Origin of the sequence: Actinomadura rupiterrae, from assembly GCF_024172125.1 — a bacterium.
Classification (GTDB): Bacteria; Actinomycetota; Actinomycetes; order Streptosporangiales; family Streptosporangiaceae; genus Spirillospora; species Spirillospora rupiterrae.
In genome coordinates this window covers 76,126-93,399 of the sequence record NZ_JAMZEA010000015.1, presented here as the reverse complement: position 1 = coordinate 93,399, position 17,274 = coordinate 76,126, and the positions used below count along the sequence as shown (strand labels likewise).

Below are 17,274 nucleotides of genomic sequence, written 5' to 3'. Positions count from 1 at the left end.
GACGTCGGATGACCACGGCAGCGGGGCCTCCCCAGGGGGCCGCCGAGATCGACACCGAGGGCCTGTACGGGCGCCTCGCCGAGCGGGGACTGCGATACGGGCCGGCCTTCCGGGGCCTGCGCTCGGTCTGGACGGACGGCACGGAGGTGCACGCCGACGCCGGCCTCGACGGCGCCGGCGGCGACGGCTACCTGCTGCACCCGGCGCTGTTCGACGCCGCGCTGCAGACCGCCCTGGTCCCCGGCCTGGACGGCGGCGACACCATGCTGCCGTTCGCGCTGCGCGGCGTCCGGGTCCACAAGGCGGGCGCGCGCGCCGTGCGGGTCCGGACCGTCCAGGGCGAGGGCGGGGCCGCGCTGACCCTGACCGATGCCGACGGCGATCCGGTCGCCAGCGTGGACGGCCTGGTCCTGCGGCCGGTCACCGCCGACCAGCTCGACGCGGCCGCGCAGAGCACCCGGCTTCTGCGGCTGACCTGGCAGGCCGTCCCGATGCCGGGGCCGTCCGCCGAGCGCCGGTCCTGGGCGTTCCTCGGCACCGACCACCTGGGCGTCACCGGCGGGCTGAAGGCCGCGCGGCGCCCGTTCGACGCCTACCCCTCGCTGCGCGCGCTGGACGCGGCGCTGCGCGACGGCCGGCCGATGCCCGAGGTCGTCGTGGTGTCCTGCACCGACGAGGACGCGCCGGTCCGGTCGGCCGCGCAGCGCGCGCTCGGGCTCGTCCAGGAGTGGCTCGCCGACGACCGGCTCTCGGGCGCGCGGCTGCTGCTGGTCACCAGCGGCGCGGTCGCGACGCGTCCCGAAGAGGACCTGGCCGACCTGCCCGGCGCGGCGGTCTGGGGCCTGCTGCGCGCCGCGCAGTCCGAGCATCCGGGACGGTTCGTCCTGGTGGACGCCGACGACGCGGAGAGCTCGGGCCGCGCGCTCGTGGCCGCCGCCGCGACCGGCGAACCGCAGCTGGCGATCCGGCAGGGCGCGCTGTCGCGGCCCCGGCTCGTCCGCTGCCCGCCCGCGCCGAAGCGGACGTCGCTGTCCGGGACGGTCCTGCTCACCGGCGGCACCGGCGCGCTCGGCCGCGTGTTCGCCCACCACCTGGTGACGCGGCACGACGTCCGGCACCTGGTGCTGCTCAGCCGCCGCGGGCCCGCCGCGCCCGGCGCGGCCGAGCTGGTCGCCGAGCTGGAGGGCCTCGGCGCGCGCGCCGAGGTGATCGCGTGCGACGCCGCCGACCGCGCCGCGCTGGAGCGCGTCCTGGCGGGCATCCCCGCGCCGTCCGCGGTGATCCACTCGGCCGGGGTCGTCGCGGACGCCACGGTCGGCGCGCTCAGCCCGCGCGGCCTGGACCGCGTGCTGAAGCCCAAGGTGGACGCCGCGCTCAACCTGCACGAGCTGATCGGCGACCCGGACTGCGCGTTCGTGCTGTTCTCCTCGGTCGCCGGGCTGATCGGCAACTCCGGGCAGGCGAACTACGCCGCCGCCAACGTCGTCCTGGACGCGCTCGCGCACCGCCGCCGCGCCCTCGGCCTGCACGGCGTCTCGCTCGCCTGGGGCCTGTGGGCCGACGACGGCGGCATGGGATCGGGCCTGTCGGCCGCCGACCTCAACCGCGTCCGGCGCTCGGGGCTCGCGCCGCTCGCGCACGAGCAGGGCCTCGCGCTGTTCGACGCCGCGCTCGCGCGCGACGAGGCCGTCCTCGCGCCCGTCCGGCTGAACGAGGCCGCGCTCTCCGGGGACGACGTGCCGGCCGTGCTCGCGGACCTCGCGCCCGCCCGCGCCGAGCGGCAGACCGCCACCGACGCGCTGCGCCGCCGCCTCGCCGACCTGCCCGAGGCCGAGCGCGACCTGGCCGCGCTGGAGTTCGTCCGCGCCGAGGCCGCCACCGTCCTCGGCCACGACGGCCTGGAGGACGTCGATCCCGACCGCGAGTTCGGCGCCGCCGGGCTCGACTCGCTCGGCAACCTCGAACTCAGCCGCCGGCTGTCCGCCGCGACCGGGCTGCGGCTCCCGGCGACCCTCACCTTCGACCACCCGACGCCCGCGGGCCTGGCCACCCACCTGCGGCGCCTCCTCCAGGAAGGCGCGCAGTGAATCAGGAAGGCATGGAGTGAACGTCGTCATCGCCGGGGGCGGCGTGATCGGCCTGGCGACCGCCTGGCGCGCGCAGCAGCGCGGCCTGTCGGTCACCGTGGTCGACCCCGCCCCCGCCAGCAAGGCCTCGCACGTATCGGCGGGGATGCTCCCGCCCGGCAACGAGCAGCTCTACGACCAGCCGAAACTGCTCGCGCTGTACCTGGCGTCCCGCGACCTGTACCCGTCGTTCGCGGCGGAGTTGGAGGAGTTCGCGCCGTCCGGGTACCGCCGGGACGGAGTGCTCGACGCCGCGTTCGACTACGACGCGCTGCACACCCTGGACCACCAGTTCGCGTTCCAGGAGGACCTCGGCATCGCGGTCGAGAAGGTCACCGCCGAGGACGTCGCGCGGCTGCAGCCCGCGTTCGCCCCGGCGCTCGGCGGCCTGCTGTCGCCGGACGACGGCGCGGTCGACCCGCGCGTCTTGACCGCGTCCCTCCAGACCGCGCTGAAGAAGCTCGGCGGGACCGTCCTGCGCGAGCGCGTGGTCCGGGTGGACGGCCACACCGTCATCCTCGGCGACGGCAGCGCCGTCCCGTTCGATCGGCTGGTGCTCGCGGCGGGCTGCTGGACGCACCACATCGAGGGCCTGCCCAAGGGCGCGATCCCGGAGATCCGGCCGGTCAAGGGGCAGATCCTTCGGCTGCACTCCGACCCGCCGCTGCTGAACCTGACCGCGCGGGCCCTGTCCAAGGGCTCGTCGCTGTACCTCGTCCCGCGGCTGGACGGCGAGCTGGTCATCGGCGCGACCTACGAGGAGCGCGGCTACGACGAGGTCGTCACCGCCGCCGGGACCGGCCAGCTGCTGGCCCGCGCCGCCGACGTCCTGCCGGGGGTCGGGAACCTGCGCTTCGCCGAGATGAGCGCGAGCCTGCGGCCCGGCTCCCCGGACGACCTGCCCGTCATCGGCCCCACGAACGTCCCGGACGTGTTCCTGGCCTCCGGGCACTTCCGGATGGGCGTCCAGCTCAGCCCGGTCACCGCGGAGGCCATGGCCGGGTACCTCACCGACACGGCCGTGCCCAACCCGGCCGTCCCGTTCTCGCCCCTGCGCTTCGGCTAGGCAGGCGGCGGACGAGCGAACGGCGTCCGGGCAGGGGTGCCCCGGACGCCGTTCGATTCGTGCCTGCGCCGGCGTCAGTCCACGCTCACGCGAGGGTCAGCGGACGTCGAACCGGTCGAGGTCCATGACCTTGGCCCACGCCTTGGCGAAGTCGGCCGCGAACTTCTCCTTCGCGCCGTCGCTGGCGTACACCTCGGCGATCGCGCGCAGCTCGGCGTTCGCACCGAACACCAGGTCGACGCGGCTGCCGGTCCAGCGGACCTTGCCGGTCTCGGCGTCCACGCCCTCGAAGAGGTTGCCGTCGCCGGTCGCCCGCCACTCGGTGTCCAGGTCGAGCAGGTTGGTGAAGAAGTCGTTGGTGAGCTTCCCGGGCGTGCCGGTGAGCACGCCGACCTGCGAGTCCTGGAAGTTGGCGCCGAGCACCCGCAGCCCGCCGACCAGGGCGGTCATCTCCGGCGCGCTCAGCGTCAGCAGGTTGGCCCGGTCGACCAGCAGGTACTCGGCCGGGAGCCGCAGGCCCTTGCCGAGGTAGTTGCGGAAGCCGTCGGCGGCGGGCTCCAGGTTCTCGAACGACTCGACGTCGGTCTGCTCCTGCGAGGCGTCCACGCGGCCCGGCGTGAACGGCACCGAGACCTCGATGCCGGCGTCCTTGGCGGCCTTCTCCACGCCCGCCGCGCCGCCGAGCACGATGACGTCGGCGAGCGAGACGTGCTTGCCGTCGGTGCGGCCGGAGTTGAACGCCTCCTGGACGCCCTCCAGCGTGCGCAGCACGCCCGCGAGCTTGTCGGGCTCGTTGACCTCCCAGCCGATCTGCGGCTGGAGCCGGATCCGGGCGCCGTTCGCGCCGCCGCGCTTGTCGCTGCCGCGGAACGAGGAGGCCGCCGCCCACGCGGTGGACACCAGCTGCTGGACGGTCAGCCCGGAGCCGAGGATGCGCGCCTTGAGGTCGGCGGCGTCCGCGTCGTCGATCAGCTCACCGGTCCGCGCGGGCAGCGGGTCCTGCCAGATCAGCTCCTCGGCCGGCACCTCCGGGCCGAGGTAGCGGACGACCGGTCCCATGTCGCGGTGCGTCAGCTTGTACCAGGCGCGCGCGAACGCGTCGGTCAGCTCCTGCGGGTTCTCCAGGAACCGGCGGCTGATCTGCTCGTACACCGGGTCGACGCGCAGCGCCAGGTCGGTGGTGAGCATCGTCGGCGCGTGCTTCCTCTCCGCGTCGAACGGGTCGGGCACGGTGCCGGCGCCGGCGCCCTCCTTCGGACGCCACTGGTTGGCGCCCGCCGGGCTCTGGAACAGCTCCCACTCGTACCCGAAGAGGATCTCCAGGAAGGAGTTGTCCCACTGGGTCGGCGTGGTCGTCCAGATGCCCTCCAGGCCGCTGGTGATCGCGTCGCCGCCCTTGCCGGTGCCGTGCGTGCTCTTCCAGCCGAGGCCCTGCTGCTCGATCGGCGCGCCCTCGGGCGCCGGGCCGACGCTCTCGGCCGGGCCCGCGCCGTGCGTCTTGCCGAAGGTGTGGCCGCCGACGATCAGCGCGACGGTCTCCTCGTCGTTCATCGCCATCCGGCGGAACGTCTCGCGGATGTCGCGGGCCGCGGCCAGCGGGTCGGGGGTGCCGTTCGGGCCCTCGGGGTTGACGTAGATCAGGCCCATCTGGACGGCGCCGAGCGGGTTCTCCAGCTCGCGGTCGCCGGTGTAGCGCTCGTCGCCGAGCCAGGTGCTCTCCGGGCCCCAGTAGACGTCCTCGTCGGGCTCCCAGGCGTCCTCGCGGCCGCCGCCGAACCCGTAGGTCGGGAAGCCCATGCTCTCCAGCGCGACGTTCCCGGTGAGGACGAGCAGGTCGGCCCAGGACAGCGCCGAGCCGTACTTCTTCTTCACCGGCCACAGCAGCCGCCGGGCCTTGTCGAGGTTGCCGTTGTCGGGCCAGCTGTTCAGCGGCGCGAACCGCTGCTGGCCGGAGCCGGCGCCGCCGCGCCCGTCGTGGATGCGGTAGGTGCCGGCGCTGTGCCAGGCCATCCGGATCATGAACGGCCCGTAGTGGCCGAAGTCGGCGGGCCACCAGTCCTTGGAGGTGGTCAGCACCTCGGCGATGTCGCGCTTGACCGCGGGAAGGTCGAGGGTCTGGAACGCGGCGGCGTAGTCGAAGTCCTCGCCGAGCGGGTTCGCGACCGCCGGGTCCTTGGCGAGGATCTTCAGGTTGAGGCGCTCGGGCCACCACTGGCGGTTCCCGCCGCCCTGGGTGGGGTGGGGGGCGCGGGTGTGCGCGACGGGGCATTCGCCGCTGGTGTTCTGGTTCTCAGACATGGTTGGCACCCTTCGGAAACTAGGCCGATGAGGAGTTCTGAGCGGCTGCGGGGTTCTGAGCGGCTGGGGGGTTCTGGGCGGCAGAGCAGTCGGGGCACAGGCCCCAGAAGGTGACCTCTGCCTCGTCGATCGTGAAGCCGTGGTCGTCGGAGGGGGTGAGGCACGGCGCCGGGCCGATGGCGCAGTCGACGTCGGCGACCGCGCCGCAGGAGCGGCACACGATGTGGTGGTGGTTGTCGCCGACGCGGCCCTCGAAGCGCGCCGGGCTCCCGGCGGGCTCGATCCGGCGGACGAGCCCGGCGGCGGTCAGCGCGTGCAGCGCCTCGTAGACGGCTTGCAGGGAGATGTGCCCGACCCGGTCGCGGACGCCGGAGGCGAGGGCCTCGACCCCGAGGTGGTCGCCGGTCCGGACGGTTTCGAGCAGCGCGACGCGGGCGGCCGTCACCCGGAGGCCGGCACCGCGCAGCTCCTCGGCGATGGTCAGGGGCTGCGGTGCGCTCATGGCGACAACCTACGCCTACAAACACGAACGATTCAAGAGAATGAATCGTCCAATTGAGCTTGGGTCCGGCTCAGGAGAGTTCGGCGAGCATCCCCAGGGCGCCGTGCAGGTGCCGGCGCAGGACTTCGGGGTCGTCGAAGTCGTAGGGGCCGCGGATCAGGACGATCGACAGCGTGATACGGAACAGCGCGTCGGTCAACATCCCCACGTCCACCGGAGGGATCGCGCCCGCGTCGATGTGCCGCTGGACGATCGGCGCGGCCAGCTCGGAGATGCGCCGGATCGTGCCCTCGGCGTTCAGCGTGAACTCGGGCAGGACGATCTCCGGGACGTCCCGGAGGGCCGCGTTCAGCAGGGTGTGGCCGCGCGCGTAGCCGACCACGAAGACGAGAAGGTCGGTGGCGTACTCGCGGGACCAGGTCATGCCCTCCAGGCGCGGCGCGAGCGCCTCCAGGAACCGGGTCAGCTCCCGCTCGACCAGGGCCCGGCGGATGTCCTCGACCGTCCCGCCGTACTTGTAGAGCGTCGGCCGGGACATGCCCGCCTTGCGGGCGATCGCCGACAGGATGCGCCCGGAGGCGAACCCGCCCTCGATCAGGCACTCGGCCGCGGCGTCCAGGATCCGCTGCCGCATGCCGCCGGACGCGTCGCCGCGCGGCCCCGCCACCCCCGACGCCACCCCGACCTCCTCACGCTCGTGCCGGTCCGAGTGTCCCACATCACCGGGTCGGACGATCTTCGCGTCTTGACCTGCAAGTGATCGGGTACTTACAGTCGACCCACGAACTGTAAACGACCTCGTGGGCGGAGGCGGCCGTGAAGATCGATCAGGAGTACCGGGACACGCTGCGCGTTCTCTCGGAGGGCTCGGTGGCGCGCCGCTTCGACCCCTACCTCGACATCGACTGGGACTCCCCGGAGTTCCAGATCGACCCCGACGACCCGCGCTGGATCCTGCCCGAGTGCGACCCGCTGGGCGCGCACCCCTGGTACAAGGCGCAGCCGGAGAAGCGGCGGATCGAGATCGGGATGTGGCGGATCGCCAACATCCAGAAGGTCGGGCTCCAGTTCGAGAGCGTCCTCATCCGCGGCATGATGCAGTACGCGATGCGGCTGCCGAACGGCACGCCGGAGTTCCGCTACTGCCTCCACGAGATGACCGAGGAGTGCAACCACATCCAGATGTTCCAGGAGCTGGTCAACCGGACCGGCCTGGCCGTCCCCGGGATGCGCACCGACTACCGCGCGACCTCGCACTTCTGGCACCTGGGCGCCTACCTGCCGATCGTGTTCTTCATCGGCATCCTGGCGGGCGAGGAGCCGATCGACCACTTCCAGAAGGAGGCGATCCGGGACAGCGAGAACCGGCCGCCGGCCGTGCTGCGCACCATGGAGATCCACATCGCCGAGGAGGCCCGGCACATCTCCTTCGCGCACCGCTTCCTGCACGACAAGGTGAAGCGGCAGGGCAAGCTCGGCAAGGGCGCGACCTCCCTCGCCTACCCGATCATCATGCGTTGGCTCGCGGGCGCCATCATGTCGCCGCCGCGCGACCTGGAGAAGAAGTTCGACATCCCGAAGTCGGTGATGAAGGAGGCGTTCTGGGACAGCCCTGCCTCCCGCGACATCATGCGGAGCTACTTCGGCGACGTCCGGATGCTCGCCGACGAGCTCGGCCTGATGAACCCGGTCGCCACCCGGCTGTGGAAGGCGCTGAAGATCGACGGCCGCCCGTCCCGCTTCCGCGGCGAACCGCACCGCCCCGCGCGCACTACCGCCGCCTGACCTCCGGCGCGCACCGCCGCCTGCCCGGCGCGCTCCCCGCCGCCTGACCGGAAAGAACGCCCCGACATGCCCCACGTGGTCACGCAGTCCTGCTGCAACGACGCCTCGTGCGTCCACGCCTGCCCGGTGAACTGCATCCACCCCACCCCGGACGAGCCCGACTTCGGCACCGCGGAGATGCTGTACATCGACCCCGCGGCCTGCGTGGACTGCGGGGCGTGCGTGACCGCGTGCCCGGTCGAGGCGATCAAGCCCGCCGGGAAGCTGGACGAGGCGCAGCTGCCCTTCCTGGAGATCAACGCCGACTTCTACAAGGGCGGCCGGACGCGGCGCACGATCCTGGCCCCGCACGAGAAGCCGCTGCAGGTGGCGGAGCGCGAGCCGCTGCGGGTGGCGGTCGTCGGGTCCGGGCCGTCCGCGATGTACGCCGCCGACGAGCTGCTGACGATCCCGGGCGCGCGGGTGGACGTCTACGAGCGGCTGGCCTCGCCCTACGGCCTCGTCCGGACGGGCGTCGCGCCCGACCACGCCAGGACGCGGCAGGTCACCGAGGTCTTCGACCGCATCTCCCGCGAGGACGGCTTCCACCTCCACCTCGGCGTGGAGATCGGCAAGGACGTCACGCACGCCGACCTGCTCCGCGACCACCACGCCGTCGTCTACGCGACCGGCGCGTCGTCCGACCGGCGGCTGGACGTCCCCGGCGCGTCCGGCATCGCGACCGCCACCGAGTTCGTCGCCTGGTACAACGGCCATCCCGACCACGCGCACCACGAGTTCGACCTCGCGCACCCGCGCGCGGTGGTCATCGGTAACGGGAACGTGGCGCTGGACGTCGCGCGCATCCTGACGGCCTCGCCGGAGTCGCTGGCGTCCACGCCGATCTCGCGCCCCGCCCTGGAGGCGCTGCGGGCGAGCGCGATCGAGGAAGTCGTCGTGGTGGGCCGCCGGGGGCCGGCCCACTCGGCGTTCACCCTCGCCGAACTCGTCGGCCTCACGTCCGTGGCGGACGTCGTCGTGCCGTCCGCCGACCTCACGGGCCTGGACGACGCGTCGCTCAAGCACCGCACCATCGCCGCGCTCCCCAGCGAGCCGACCGCCGGGCGCCGCGTCACCCTGCGCTACTTCCTGAGCCCGGCCGAGATCACCGACACCGGCGTGACCTTCACCCGCGCGTCGGGCGAGGCCGAGCACCTGAAGGCGGGCCTGGTCCTGTCGTCCATCGGCTACCGGGCGCGTCCGCTGCCGGACCTGCCGTTCGACGACGATCGGGCCGTCGTCCCCAACGACAAGGGACGCGTCATGGACGCGGGCGAGCCCGTCCCCGGCACGTACGTGACCGGCTGGATCAAGCGCGGACCGACCGGCTTCATCGGCACCAACAAGTCCTGCGCGCGCGAGACCGTCCGGCAGCTGGTCGCCGACTACAACGCCGGACGCCTGGCTCCCGCGCTCACGGCGTAGCGATCGGCGCCGCGAGGGCGTCCCAGGCGGCCATCGCGCAGGTGATGACCGTTTCGAGTTCCTCGCGCGTGGCGCCGTCGCGGGCCTGGATGCTGAGGCCCTGCACCACCGTGGCGTAATAGCGGGCGAGGCCGTCGACACCTCCGTCCGGGACGGCCAGGTCGCCGTCGGCCACGCCGCGTTCGAGCCGGTCCCGGATCGCGGCGCGGACGTCGCGCCGGATGCCGGCCAGGAACTCCCGGACGTCGTGGTTCTCCACCGCGCCCGTCGGCGCGGCGAGGACCAGCATGCAGTAGTGCGGCGTGTCCGCGCCGGTGATCTGGTCGGCGGTGGCGCGCAGCATGGCGTGCACCGCCTCGCGCGCCCCGGCGTGCTCGCGCAGCGCGCGCCGCGGCGGCTCGCCCGCGGTCGCCCCGTACAGCGCCATGACCTTGCGGAACAGGTCCTGCTTGCTGCCGAAGTAGGCGTAGATGCTCGCCGAGGCGATGCCCATGGCCTGGGCCAGGTCGTTGAGCGACGTGCCCTCGTAGCCGCGCTCCCAGAACACGTCGAGCGCCTGGCGCAGGGCGGTGTCGGGATCGAAGGTGCGCGGCCTGCCGCGAGGTGCCATCGAGTGCCTCCCTGTCCCCGGTCGAGCGCCGCTCCACCCCGGCCCGTCCTCCCGCCGAGTCTACGTTGACCTGCGCCGGGGCACCGTGCGACTATTTGTTTGTCGATCGACAAACAAATAGGGAGCCGACCGTGCGCGCGCTGCAGCAGACGTCCTTGAACGGCCCGGAAGCCCTGCGCCTGGTAACCGACGCCCCGGCGCCGGACCCGGGACCGGGCGAGGTGCTGGTCCGCGTCACCGCCGCCGGGGGCACCGGCCAGGCCGCCGTCCGCATGGCCAAGCACTACGGCGCGACGGTGATCGCCACCGCGTCGTCCGGAAAGCACGACCTGGTGCGCGAGCTGGGCGCCGACCTGGTCCTGGAGCCGTCGCGGCCTACCGTTCACGACCTGGCCGATGGCTCCAAGGCGCTCGCCGAGCTGGAAGGGCGTGCCACCACGGGGAAGCTCGCGCTGCGTCCTTAGCGGCGAGGGACGTGGAAGGCGACCAGGGACGAGTCGAGTAGCGCGACCATGGTCTCGCCGGTGTTGGTCAGGAGCCACTGGTCGCCGGAGGACGAGTCCAGCGGGTGGCTCCAGACGAGGCGGCCGGTCTGCTCGTCCCAGCAGTACAGGCCGGGGCCGGTCGTTCCGGCCACGGCGGTGCAGATCATGCCGCCGATGGCGAGGAGGGGCGCGTTGTCGGCGGCGGGGGTGTCGGCCGTCCAGAGGCGGCGTCCGGTGCGCGAGTCCAGGGCCAGCAGTTTGCGGTTGTCGAGGGTGTAGGCGCGCTTGCCGTTCGCCAGGAAGGTGCGGTCCTGGTTTTTCGACGCGGACGGTTCGTAGGTCCATTTCCGCTCGCCGGTGGCGAGGTCCCAGGCGTTGATCTGGGTGCCGCCCAGGTAGGCCATGCCGTCCGCGGTGGTGACCCACGGGGTGAGGATGCCGAGGTCGTCCGGGATGTCGGCGCCCCAGGCCGTCCTGCCGGTGGCTGCGGACAGGGCTTCGAGGCGCCTTCCGGGCTGGCCGCTGAAGAACAGGTCTCCGCCGCCGCGGATGCTCAAGCCGTTGGTGACGTACGGACGGGTCCAGCGGACTTCGCCGGTCGCGGCGTCGAATGCCAGGACGGTGCCGTAGTGCGTCGCGCCGTCGTTGCGGTCGGCGACGGCGATGACGCTGCCGCCCTGGATTCCCTGGACGCTCGTGTCGGAAGGGCCCTGGTGCGTCCAGCGTTGGCGCCCGGTGCGGACGTCCACGCCGATGACCGTCCCCTTGGCGTCGGCGAGCGCGAGCAGGCCGTCGGTCGGGCCCGCGACGCTCCGGATGTCGAAACCCGGTGGCAGCGGAACGCTCCAGCGCTGCGCTCGCGAGTAGGGATCGAGCGCCGCATAGCCGCCGTCCTTGCTGGGACGCGAGTAGAGGAGGCTCTCGTCGGCCGCGCTGCTGTCGATCTTGCCCGACCACAGCAGGCGGCCGTTCGACGCGTCGAAAGCGGCCGACTTGGCGACATAGCCGAACACGACGACGGTCCGGGAGAAGACCTGCGGGGCCGCGATGTCGCCGCCTGTCGGTGTGGTCGCACGCCACAGGAGGCGGGGGAGTGGTCGTGGTCTGTCCTGGGATGTTCCGGCGAGCGCGGCCGCCGTGCCGCCGCCGACCGCTGCGAGCCCGGCCGCCGCGGCTCCGCCGATCAGGAGGCGGCGGCGGGTCGTGGAGCGGGCGACCGTGCGCAGGTCGAGGACGAGAGTGCGCTCGCGTTCCTGCAGCTCGTGGTCGAGGGGGTGCGGGAGCCAGCCGTCCTCCAGCGGGCCTGCGGCCAGCAGTTGCGGTAGGAGCGTCGCGGGCGGACGGCGTCCGGGATCGGTGCTCAGGCACGCCGCGACCATCGCCGCCAGCGACTCGGGCACGCCGTCCAGGTCGGGCGGTTCGTGCAGCGTCCGGTGCAGGACGGTGTGGACGGGCCCGACCCCGAACGGCGGACGGCCCGAGGCGGCGAACGCGAGCACCGCGCCGAAGGCGAACACGTCCCCGGCCGCGGTGACCTGCTCGCCCCGGATCTGCTCGGGCGACATGTACCCCGGCGACCCGACGACCTGGCCCTCGGAGGTGAGGCGCGTCCCGTCGGCGGCGCGGCTGATGCCGAAGTCGATGACGCGCGGGCCGTCCTTGGCCAGCAGGATGTTCGCCGGTTTCAGGTCGCGGTGCAGCAGGCCGGTCCGGTGGATGGCGACCAGCGCCTCGCCGAGGCCCGCGCCGAGCTTGCGCAGCAGCGGTTCGGGCAGGGGGCCGTGCCGGTCGACGGCGTCCTTGAGGTTCAGGCCGTTGACGTAGGCGGTGGCGAGCCAGGGGACGGGACCGTCCGGATCGGCGTCCAGGACCGGGCTGGTGAACGCGCCGCTGACCTTCCGCGCGGCCTCCGCCTCGGCGCGGAACCGGGCGCGGAACGCCGGGTCGCCCGCCAGTTCCGGACGGACCACTTTGATGGCCACGGCGCGTCCGGCGGGGGAGGCGCCCAGGTAGACGCGGCCCATGCCGCCCTCGCCGAGGCGCCCCAGCACCCGGTAGCGGCCGATCCGCCGCGGGTCGTCGGGCTCCAGCGCGGCCATCATGCTCCTCCGCGGAAGCAGTACAGCCGCCTGCTGTCCGTCGCGAAAACCGAGGTGTCGGACGTGGCCAGGCTCCAGCCGGTGTTGAAGTAGGTGGGCCCCCAATGAGCCCACGAAGGACCGCCGCCGGTGGCCGCGACATAAAAACCGCCCTGCCTGGCGTCGTCGGACAGGCGCGTTTCGTCGGCGAACTCGGCGGCGAGCAGGCGCGCGGATCCGGCGGTCGATCCGAAGAGGTCGTCGATGCTGGCCGGGCTGGTGGTCTGCTGCCACCGCGCCGCGCCGGTCGCCTGGTCGTAGGCGTGGAAGCCGTTGTCGCCGACCGTGATCACGTTTGCCCCGACTGTGGTGACGGGCCGCTGGACGAGGTCCTTCTTCCAGGCGGGCGTCCCGTTCTGCGTCCGGATCGCCTGGAGGGACGAGCTGCCGGTGGCGCAGAAGTACAGCATCCCGTCGCCGAGCACCAGCGGGTACGCGGTGGACTTGGGCGTAGGGCCGGTGTACCAGGTGTAGGACCAGCGGGGCCGCCCGCCGGCCGGGTCGAGCGCGATGACCTTCGAGGCGGTGCAGAGGTAGAGCGCGACGCCGTCCGCGATGCCGAAGACGTCCTTGCCGCCGGTCGGGTAGCTCCAGAGGACGCGTCCGGAGGCGGCGTCCACGGCGAGGGCCGTCTTCCGGTCCGAGTCGCCGGGCAGTGCGGCGGACACGAACACGGTGCCGCCGATGATCCCGAACGCGTCGGACGGCTTGTCGATGTCGCCGGGCAGCGGGACCTGCCTCGGCACTCCCGATGCGGCGTCGATCAGGTACACGGCCGGCGGGCCCTGGTCGTGCGGCTTGAGGAGCCCCTCAGCGCTCAGCGCCACGACCGTGTTCCCGAAGACGCGGTAGCCGGGGCCGAACGTGTCGCCGGTCTTCTTTTCGAACGCCCAGCGCTGCTCCCCGGACGCGGCGTCCATGCCGACGATGCCCGAGCGCCCGCGCCACACCACCATGTCCCCGGCCAGTGCGACCGAGAGGCCGGAGCGGTCCGCGAAGTTCGGCGGCCACACGGCGTCCCACACGGGCGGAGGCGCGGACACGAGACCCGTCACCCGGGGCGCGGGTTTCGCCTTCTTCGGGGTCGGACGCGACATCGCCCAGGCCGCGGTCCCGGCGCCCGCACCCACCACGCCGACGGCCGCGACCGCCGCCAGCTTCAGGGCATGACGGCGTCCCGGCTCCTTGACGCGCGGCAGGGGCGGCGGCGCGGTGACCGGCATGCTCGCCAGGGCCGTCGCCTCCTGCTGCCGCGCCGCGACGTCCTGGCGGAGCGCCATCGAAACCAGCGCCGCCGGATCCCCGGGCGCCAGCGCGTCGAGCACCTTCGAGAGTTCCGGACGCTTCGCCGGATCCTTATCCAGGCACGCCGCCACCAATGCGCGCAGCGAACCGGGCACGCCATCCAGCTGCGGCTCCCCGTACATCACCCGGTACAGCAGCGACGCCGGATCCCCCTCGCTGAACGGCCCGCTCCCGGTCGCCGCATAGACGAGCACCCCGCCCAACGAGAACACGTCCGACGCGGCGCTCGCGTCCCCGGTGCTGATCTGCTCCGGCGACATGAACGCCGGCGTCCCGACCATGCCTCCGGTGCCGGTGAGGCGCGACGCGTCCAGCGCTCGGGTGATGCCGAAGTCGATGACCTTCGGGCCGTCCTCGGCGAGCAGGATGTTGCCCGGCTTCAGGTCGCGGTGGACGAGCCCCGCCGCATGGACGGCCTGCAACGCCTCGACCAGCCCCGCGCCCAGCGCCCTTAGCGCGGGCTCCGGAATCGTCCCGAACCGCTTGACGGCCTCGCCGAGCGTCGGCGCCGGCACGAACGCGACGGCCAGCCACGGCTCACGCGCGTCGGCGTCCCCGTCCAGCACCGGCGCGGTGTAGGCCCCGCCGACCCGCCGCGCGGCCTCGATCTCCCGCCGGAACCGCTCGCGGAACCCCTCGTCCCCGGCGAACTCCGCGCGGACGACCTTCACCGCGGCGAGCCGCGCCCCCGGCGACCGCGCGAGGAAGACCGTCCCCATCCCGCCCGCGCCCAGCCGGGCCACGATCCGGAACCCCCCGACCCAGGCCGGATCCCCGGCCCGAAGCGGCTCCACCCACGTCCTCCCGACCACCGCCGACCAACCAAGATCGCAACCCTAACAAAAAAATACCCCCGTCTATGTGTGACCTCCACCGCTGTGCCGGTGCTTCAGGAGCGCTGGCCGGGGCTACGTCCTCGGAGTCCTGGTTATGGCCAGTAGGGCTGGGCTTGTGCTGCGGCCTGGACGATGGCGGTTCCGTTGAGTGGTGCCAGGGTGGTGTCGATGCCTAGGCGGCGCCATTCGATGACGAACTCGAACTGGACGGGCGGGGGGAGGGGCCAGAGCCAGAGTTGCCGTTCGCTTTCGTAGATCTGGTCGCTGCTGCTGGACGTGCTGCCGGTTTCGACCAGCATGGGAGCCTGCGGACGGTCGGTGGGATGCGCCCAGCCGCGGAAGGCGTTGCCGACGGCGGTCGCCCTTGTGCCGTCGGGAAAGTGGACGCCGAACTTGAGGTCCGCATCGTCCGGCACGAAGTTGGGGTCTGCGAGCTTGTAGTCGTCGACCAATCGCGACCAGGAAGCGCTGTCCATCACGCCGCGCCGGACGGCGACCTGGAGGCCGAGGCGGCATCCTTCGGGGAACGCGATGGCATGCTGAAGCGCGACGATCGCGTGGTCACTCCTGGCGACGAACTGCTGGATACGCGCCGGATGCCCCAGCACATTTCGGGGCGGCCCCTGCCAGGCGGCGGCGTTCATGCATCCCACACTACTTTCCTTTGGTGAACGGCACACTGCCGAATCCCGCCCGGCTTCATCAGCCGGACGGGATTCGGTGATTGAGTGAGGAGTGAAAAAGGTCACCCGAGTCCGCTGATGGAGACGCTCGGTCGGGCGGCGGTGCAGATGCTTCCGTCGATCAGAATCGCGGTGCCGCCGTCGACCCAGTCGAACGTCCAGCCCTTCTGGGTGAGGTTTTGCCAGATGCGGGACGCCTGGGTTCCCCACATCGCGCCGCCTGCGGTCTGGTGAGAAGTGCCGTACTGGTCGCTGAGCTTGACCGTCCAGCTCCAGTCGTAGGCGATCTCGGGCGTGTCCCTGAAGCCGCTGACGAGCGCCACCTGCCACACGGCGGTCTGGGTGACCCGGATCCACGCGACGCCGCAGTTGCCCCTGATCTCGTCGTAGTCGGTGTTCGACAGCGCGTGCATCCCGCGGCGCAGGATCGGGCTCTTCTTCAGGTGCGATCGCGGGTTGATCGGCACGGACTGCTGGTCGCCGTTCTTGTAGGTGACGATTTTGAAACCGTGGGCCTTGGCGACGGCCGCGTTGAATCCGGTCACGTTCATTCCGCGCTGCACCTCGCGGTGCTTGGGGGCCGGGCCCTTTCCGGGGCCGGACGCGGCGAATGCGGCCGTGGTGGTGGCGAGCATCCCGAGCGTGACGGCGGGTACGAGCAATGTCTGGGTCAGCTTCCGGCGCACGGTCATCGTGTCCGTTCCTTTCCATTCATGGAAACGGGGGAGCGGACGCGACGACGGCCGGGCCCGGTTTCATCCCCCGCTGGGCAGTGACCTCAGACAATCACCGCGGCAAGCCCTTGTCGCTCGATTAGCCCCTGCGCCTAATCCATGGACATCGCCTCTCTTTCACGATGCGTGGACTTCGTCGAAGACGGCGATGGCCTGTGCGGGGTCCGGACTCACGAGGCGTTCCAGTCCGGCCGTCGTGATCTCCGCCCACTTGCCGGCGCGCGCCCACATCCGCTCCTCGAAGGCGCGGACGGCCTCGTCCAGTTCAGCAGGTCCGTCGGCTGCGGCGATGGCTTCCGCGAGTTCGGCGCCCTCCAGCATCGCGAGGTTCGCACCCGCCCCCAGCGGCGGCATCAGATGCGCGGCGTCGCCCAAGAGTGTCACCCCGGGCACGTGCGTCCAGGTGTGCCCCACCGGCAGGACGTACAAGGGACGTTGGACGAACGCGCTCCCGTGGCGAAGCAGGTCGAGGACGGGAGCGGCCCAGCCGTCGAACATGGCCAGCAGACTCGACCGCGCGGCTTCGGCGTCGTCCAACTCCGTGTGCCAGTCCAGCGGCGCGCGGAACCGCGCGTACACCTTGACGTGACCGCCGCTGTTCCGCTGAGCGACGATCGACCGGCTCGCACCGTAAACCCCCATGGAACCGTCGCCGATCAGCTCCGCGAGCTCCGGGTAACGGGCATCGACCCCGTCCAGGGACGTCTCGACCGCCGTGATCCCCGTGTAGTGCGGCGTCGTGGACGTGACCGCCGGACGAACCCGTGACCACGCACCGTCCGCGCCGACGACGAGATCGAACGCCTCTTCCTGACCGTCCGCGCAACGAACCAGCACGCCGTCCCCGGGCACCACGCGCTCCACACCGCGTCCCCACTGAACATCAAGCGGTCCAAGGAGCAGGTCACGCAACTGCCCGCGGTCGATCTCGGGGTTGGCCTCGTCGTCCTCGCGATAGGGCCAGTCGCGCAGGACGGTCCCGTCCGGGTCCAAGATGCGCATGGCCTGCCCCTCGGGCCGCGAGAGCGCCCGGAACTCCGCCGCCAGCCCCGCCTTCTCCATCGCGAGCTGCCCCAGCCCCTTGTGCAGATCCAGCGTCCCGCCCGGAGGACGGGCATCCCGCGAGGAATCACGTTCAAGCAGCGTGACGGGCTGCCCCAGCCGGTCCAGAACGCGCGCAAGGGTCAGCCCGCCGGGACCGCCCCCGACCACCGCGATACGATGTCTCATGTCGATACACTG

The 17,274-nt window shown here is 72.4% G+C and carries 14 protein-coding genes; 5 read left to right on the top strand and 9 right to left on the bottom strand.

Annotated elements, in window-relative coordinates:
- Positions 1–8: 8 nt before the first annotated feature.
- Together FHU30_RS39830 and thiO are read left to right on the top strand one after the other, a co-directional pair.
- Positions 9–2,087 (top strand): type I polyketide synthase, encoded by a 2,079-nt coding sequence (locus tag FHU30_RS39830; RefSeq protein ID WP_253882892.1) that lies wholly within the window; start codon positions 9–11, stop codon positions 2,085–2,087.
- A gap of 16 nt (positions 2,088–2,103) precedes the next feature.
- Positions 2,104–3,192: a glycine oxidase ThiO gene (thiO, locus tag FHU30_RS39825; protein ID WP_253882891.1), complete on the top strand. Its 1,089-nt coding sequence runs from the start codon at positions 2,104–2,106 to the stop codon at positions 3,190–3,192.
- A 96-nt stretch (positions 3,193–3,288) separates the two neighbouring features.
- Here the strand turns inward: thiO and katG are convergent, their stop codons facing one another.
- From katG to FHU30_RS39810, 3 genes are all read right to left on the bottom strand, one after another.
- Complete coding sequence (katG, locus tag FHU30_RS39820; RefSeq protein ID WP_253882890.1) at positions 3,289–5,490, bottom strand: catalase/peroxidase HPI; 2,202 nt, start codon at positions 5,488–5,490, stop codon at positions 3,289–3,291.
- A 19-nt stretch (positions 5,491–5,509) separates the two neighbouring features.
- Complete coding sequence (locus FHU30_RS39815) at positions 5,510–5,992, bottom strand: Fur family transcriptional regulator (protein ID WP_253882889.1); 483 nt, start codon at positions 5,990–5,992, stop codon at positions 5,510–5,512.
- Between the two features lie 70 nt (positions 5,993–6,062).
- Positions 6,063–6,671 (bottom strand): TetR/AcrR family transcriptional regulator, encoded by a 609-nt coding sequence (locus FHU30_RS39810; protein WP_253882888.1) that lies wholly within the window; start codon positions 6,669–6,671, stop codon positions 6,063–6,065.
- Positions 6,672–6,808: 137 nt separating this feature from the next.
- Between FHU30_RS39810 and FHU30_RS39805 the strand changes: the two genes are divergently transcribed.
- Positions 6,809–7,777, top strand: coding sequence for an AurF N-oxygenase family protein (locus tag FHU30_RS39805; protein WP_253882887.1), 969 nt, complete (start codon positions 6,809–6,811; stop codon positions 7,775–7,777).
- Positions 7,778–7,843: 66 nt separating this feature from the next.
- Positions 7,844–9,241, top strand: coding sequence for an FAD-dependent oxidoreductase (locus FHU30_RS39800; RefSeq protein ID WP_253882886.1), 1,398 nt, complete (start codon positions 7,844–7,846; stop codon positions 9,239–9,241).
- Here FHU30_RS39800 and FHU30_RS39795 read toward each other — a convergent pair.
- Positions 9,231–9,851, bottom strand: coding sequence for a TetR/AcrR family transcriptional regulator (locus tag FHU30_RS39795; protein ID WP_253882885.1), 621 nt, complete (start codon positions 9,849–9,851; stop codon positions 9,231–9,233). The two genes, FHU30_RS39800 and FHU30_RS39795, sit on opposite strands and share 11 nt — an antisense overlap.
- A gap of 131 nt (positions 9,852–9,982) precedes the next feature.
- On the opposite strand from FHU30_RS39795, the gene FHU30_RS39790 reads away from it, so the two are divergent.
- Complete coding sequence (locus FHU30_RS39790; protein WP_253882884.1) at positions 9,983–10,315, top strand: zinc-binding dehydrogenase; 333 nt, start codon at positions 9,983–9,985, stop codon at positions 10,313–10,315.
- Here the strand turns inward: FHU30_RS39790 and FHU30_RS39785 are convergent.
- The 5 genes from FHU30_RS39785 to FHU30_RS39765 form a co-directional block, all read right to left on the bottom strand.
- Positions 10,312–12,438 carry a protein kinase domain-containing protein gene (locus FHU30_RS39785; RefSeq protein WP_253882883.1) on the bottom strand — a complete coding sequence of 709 codons (2,127 nt, stop codon included), beginning with the start codon at positions 12,436–12,438 and terminating at the stop codon, positions 10,312–10,314. The genes FHU30_RS39790 and FHU30_RS39785 overlap by 4 nt on opposite strands.
- Positions 12,435–14,573: a protein kinase domain-containing protein gene (locus FHU30_RS47470; protein WP_253882882.1), complete on the bottom strand. Its 2,139-nt coding sequence runs from the start codon at positions 14,571–14,573 to the stop codon at positions 12,435–12,437. The genes FHU30_RS39785 and FHU30_RS47470 overlap by 4 nt, the downstream gene beginning before the upstream one ends.
- Before the next feature lie 134 nt (positions 14,574–14,707).
- On the bottom strand, positions 14,708–15,259 hold the full coding sequence (locus tag FHU30_RS39775) for a hypothetical protein (protein WP_253882881.1): 552 nt from the start codon (positions 15,257–15,259) through the stop codon (positions 14,708–14,710).
- A gap of 101 nt (positions 15,260–15,360) precedes the next feature.
- On the bottom strand, positions 15,361–15,990 hold the full coding sequence (locus tag FHU30_RS39770) for a hypothetical protein (protein WP_253882880.1): 630 nt from the start codon (positions 15,988–15,990) through the stop codon (positions 15,361–15,363).
- Positions 15,991–16,149: 159 nt separating this feature from the next.
- A complete protein-coding gene (locus FHU30_RS39765; RefSeq protein WP_253882879.1) occupies positions 16,150–17,262 on the bottom strand; it encodes an FAD-dependent oxidoreductase in 1,113 nt (370 codons plus the stop codon).
- Between the last annotated feature and the right edge of the window lie 12 nt (positions 17,263–17,274).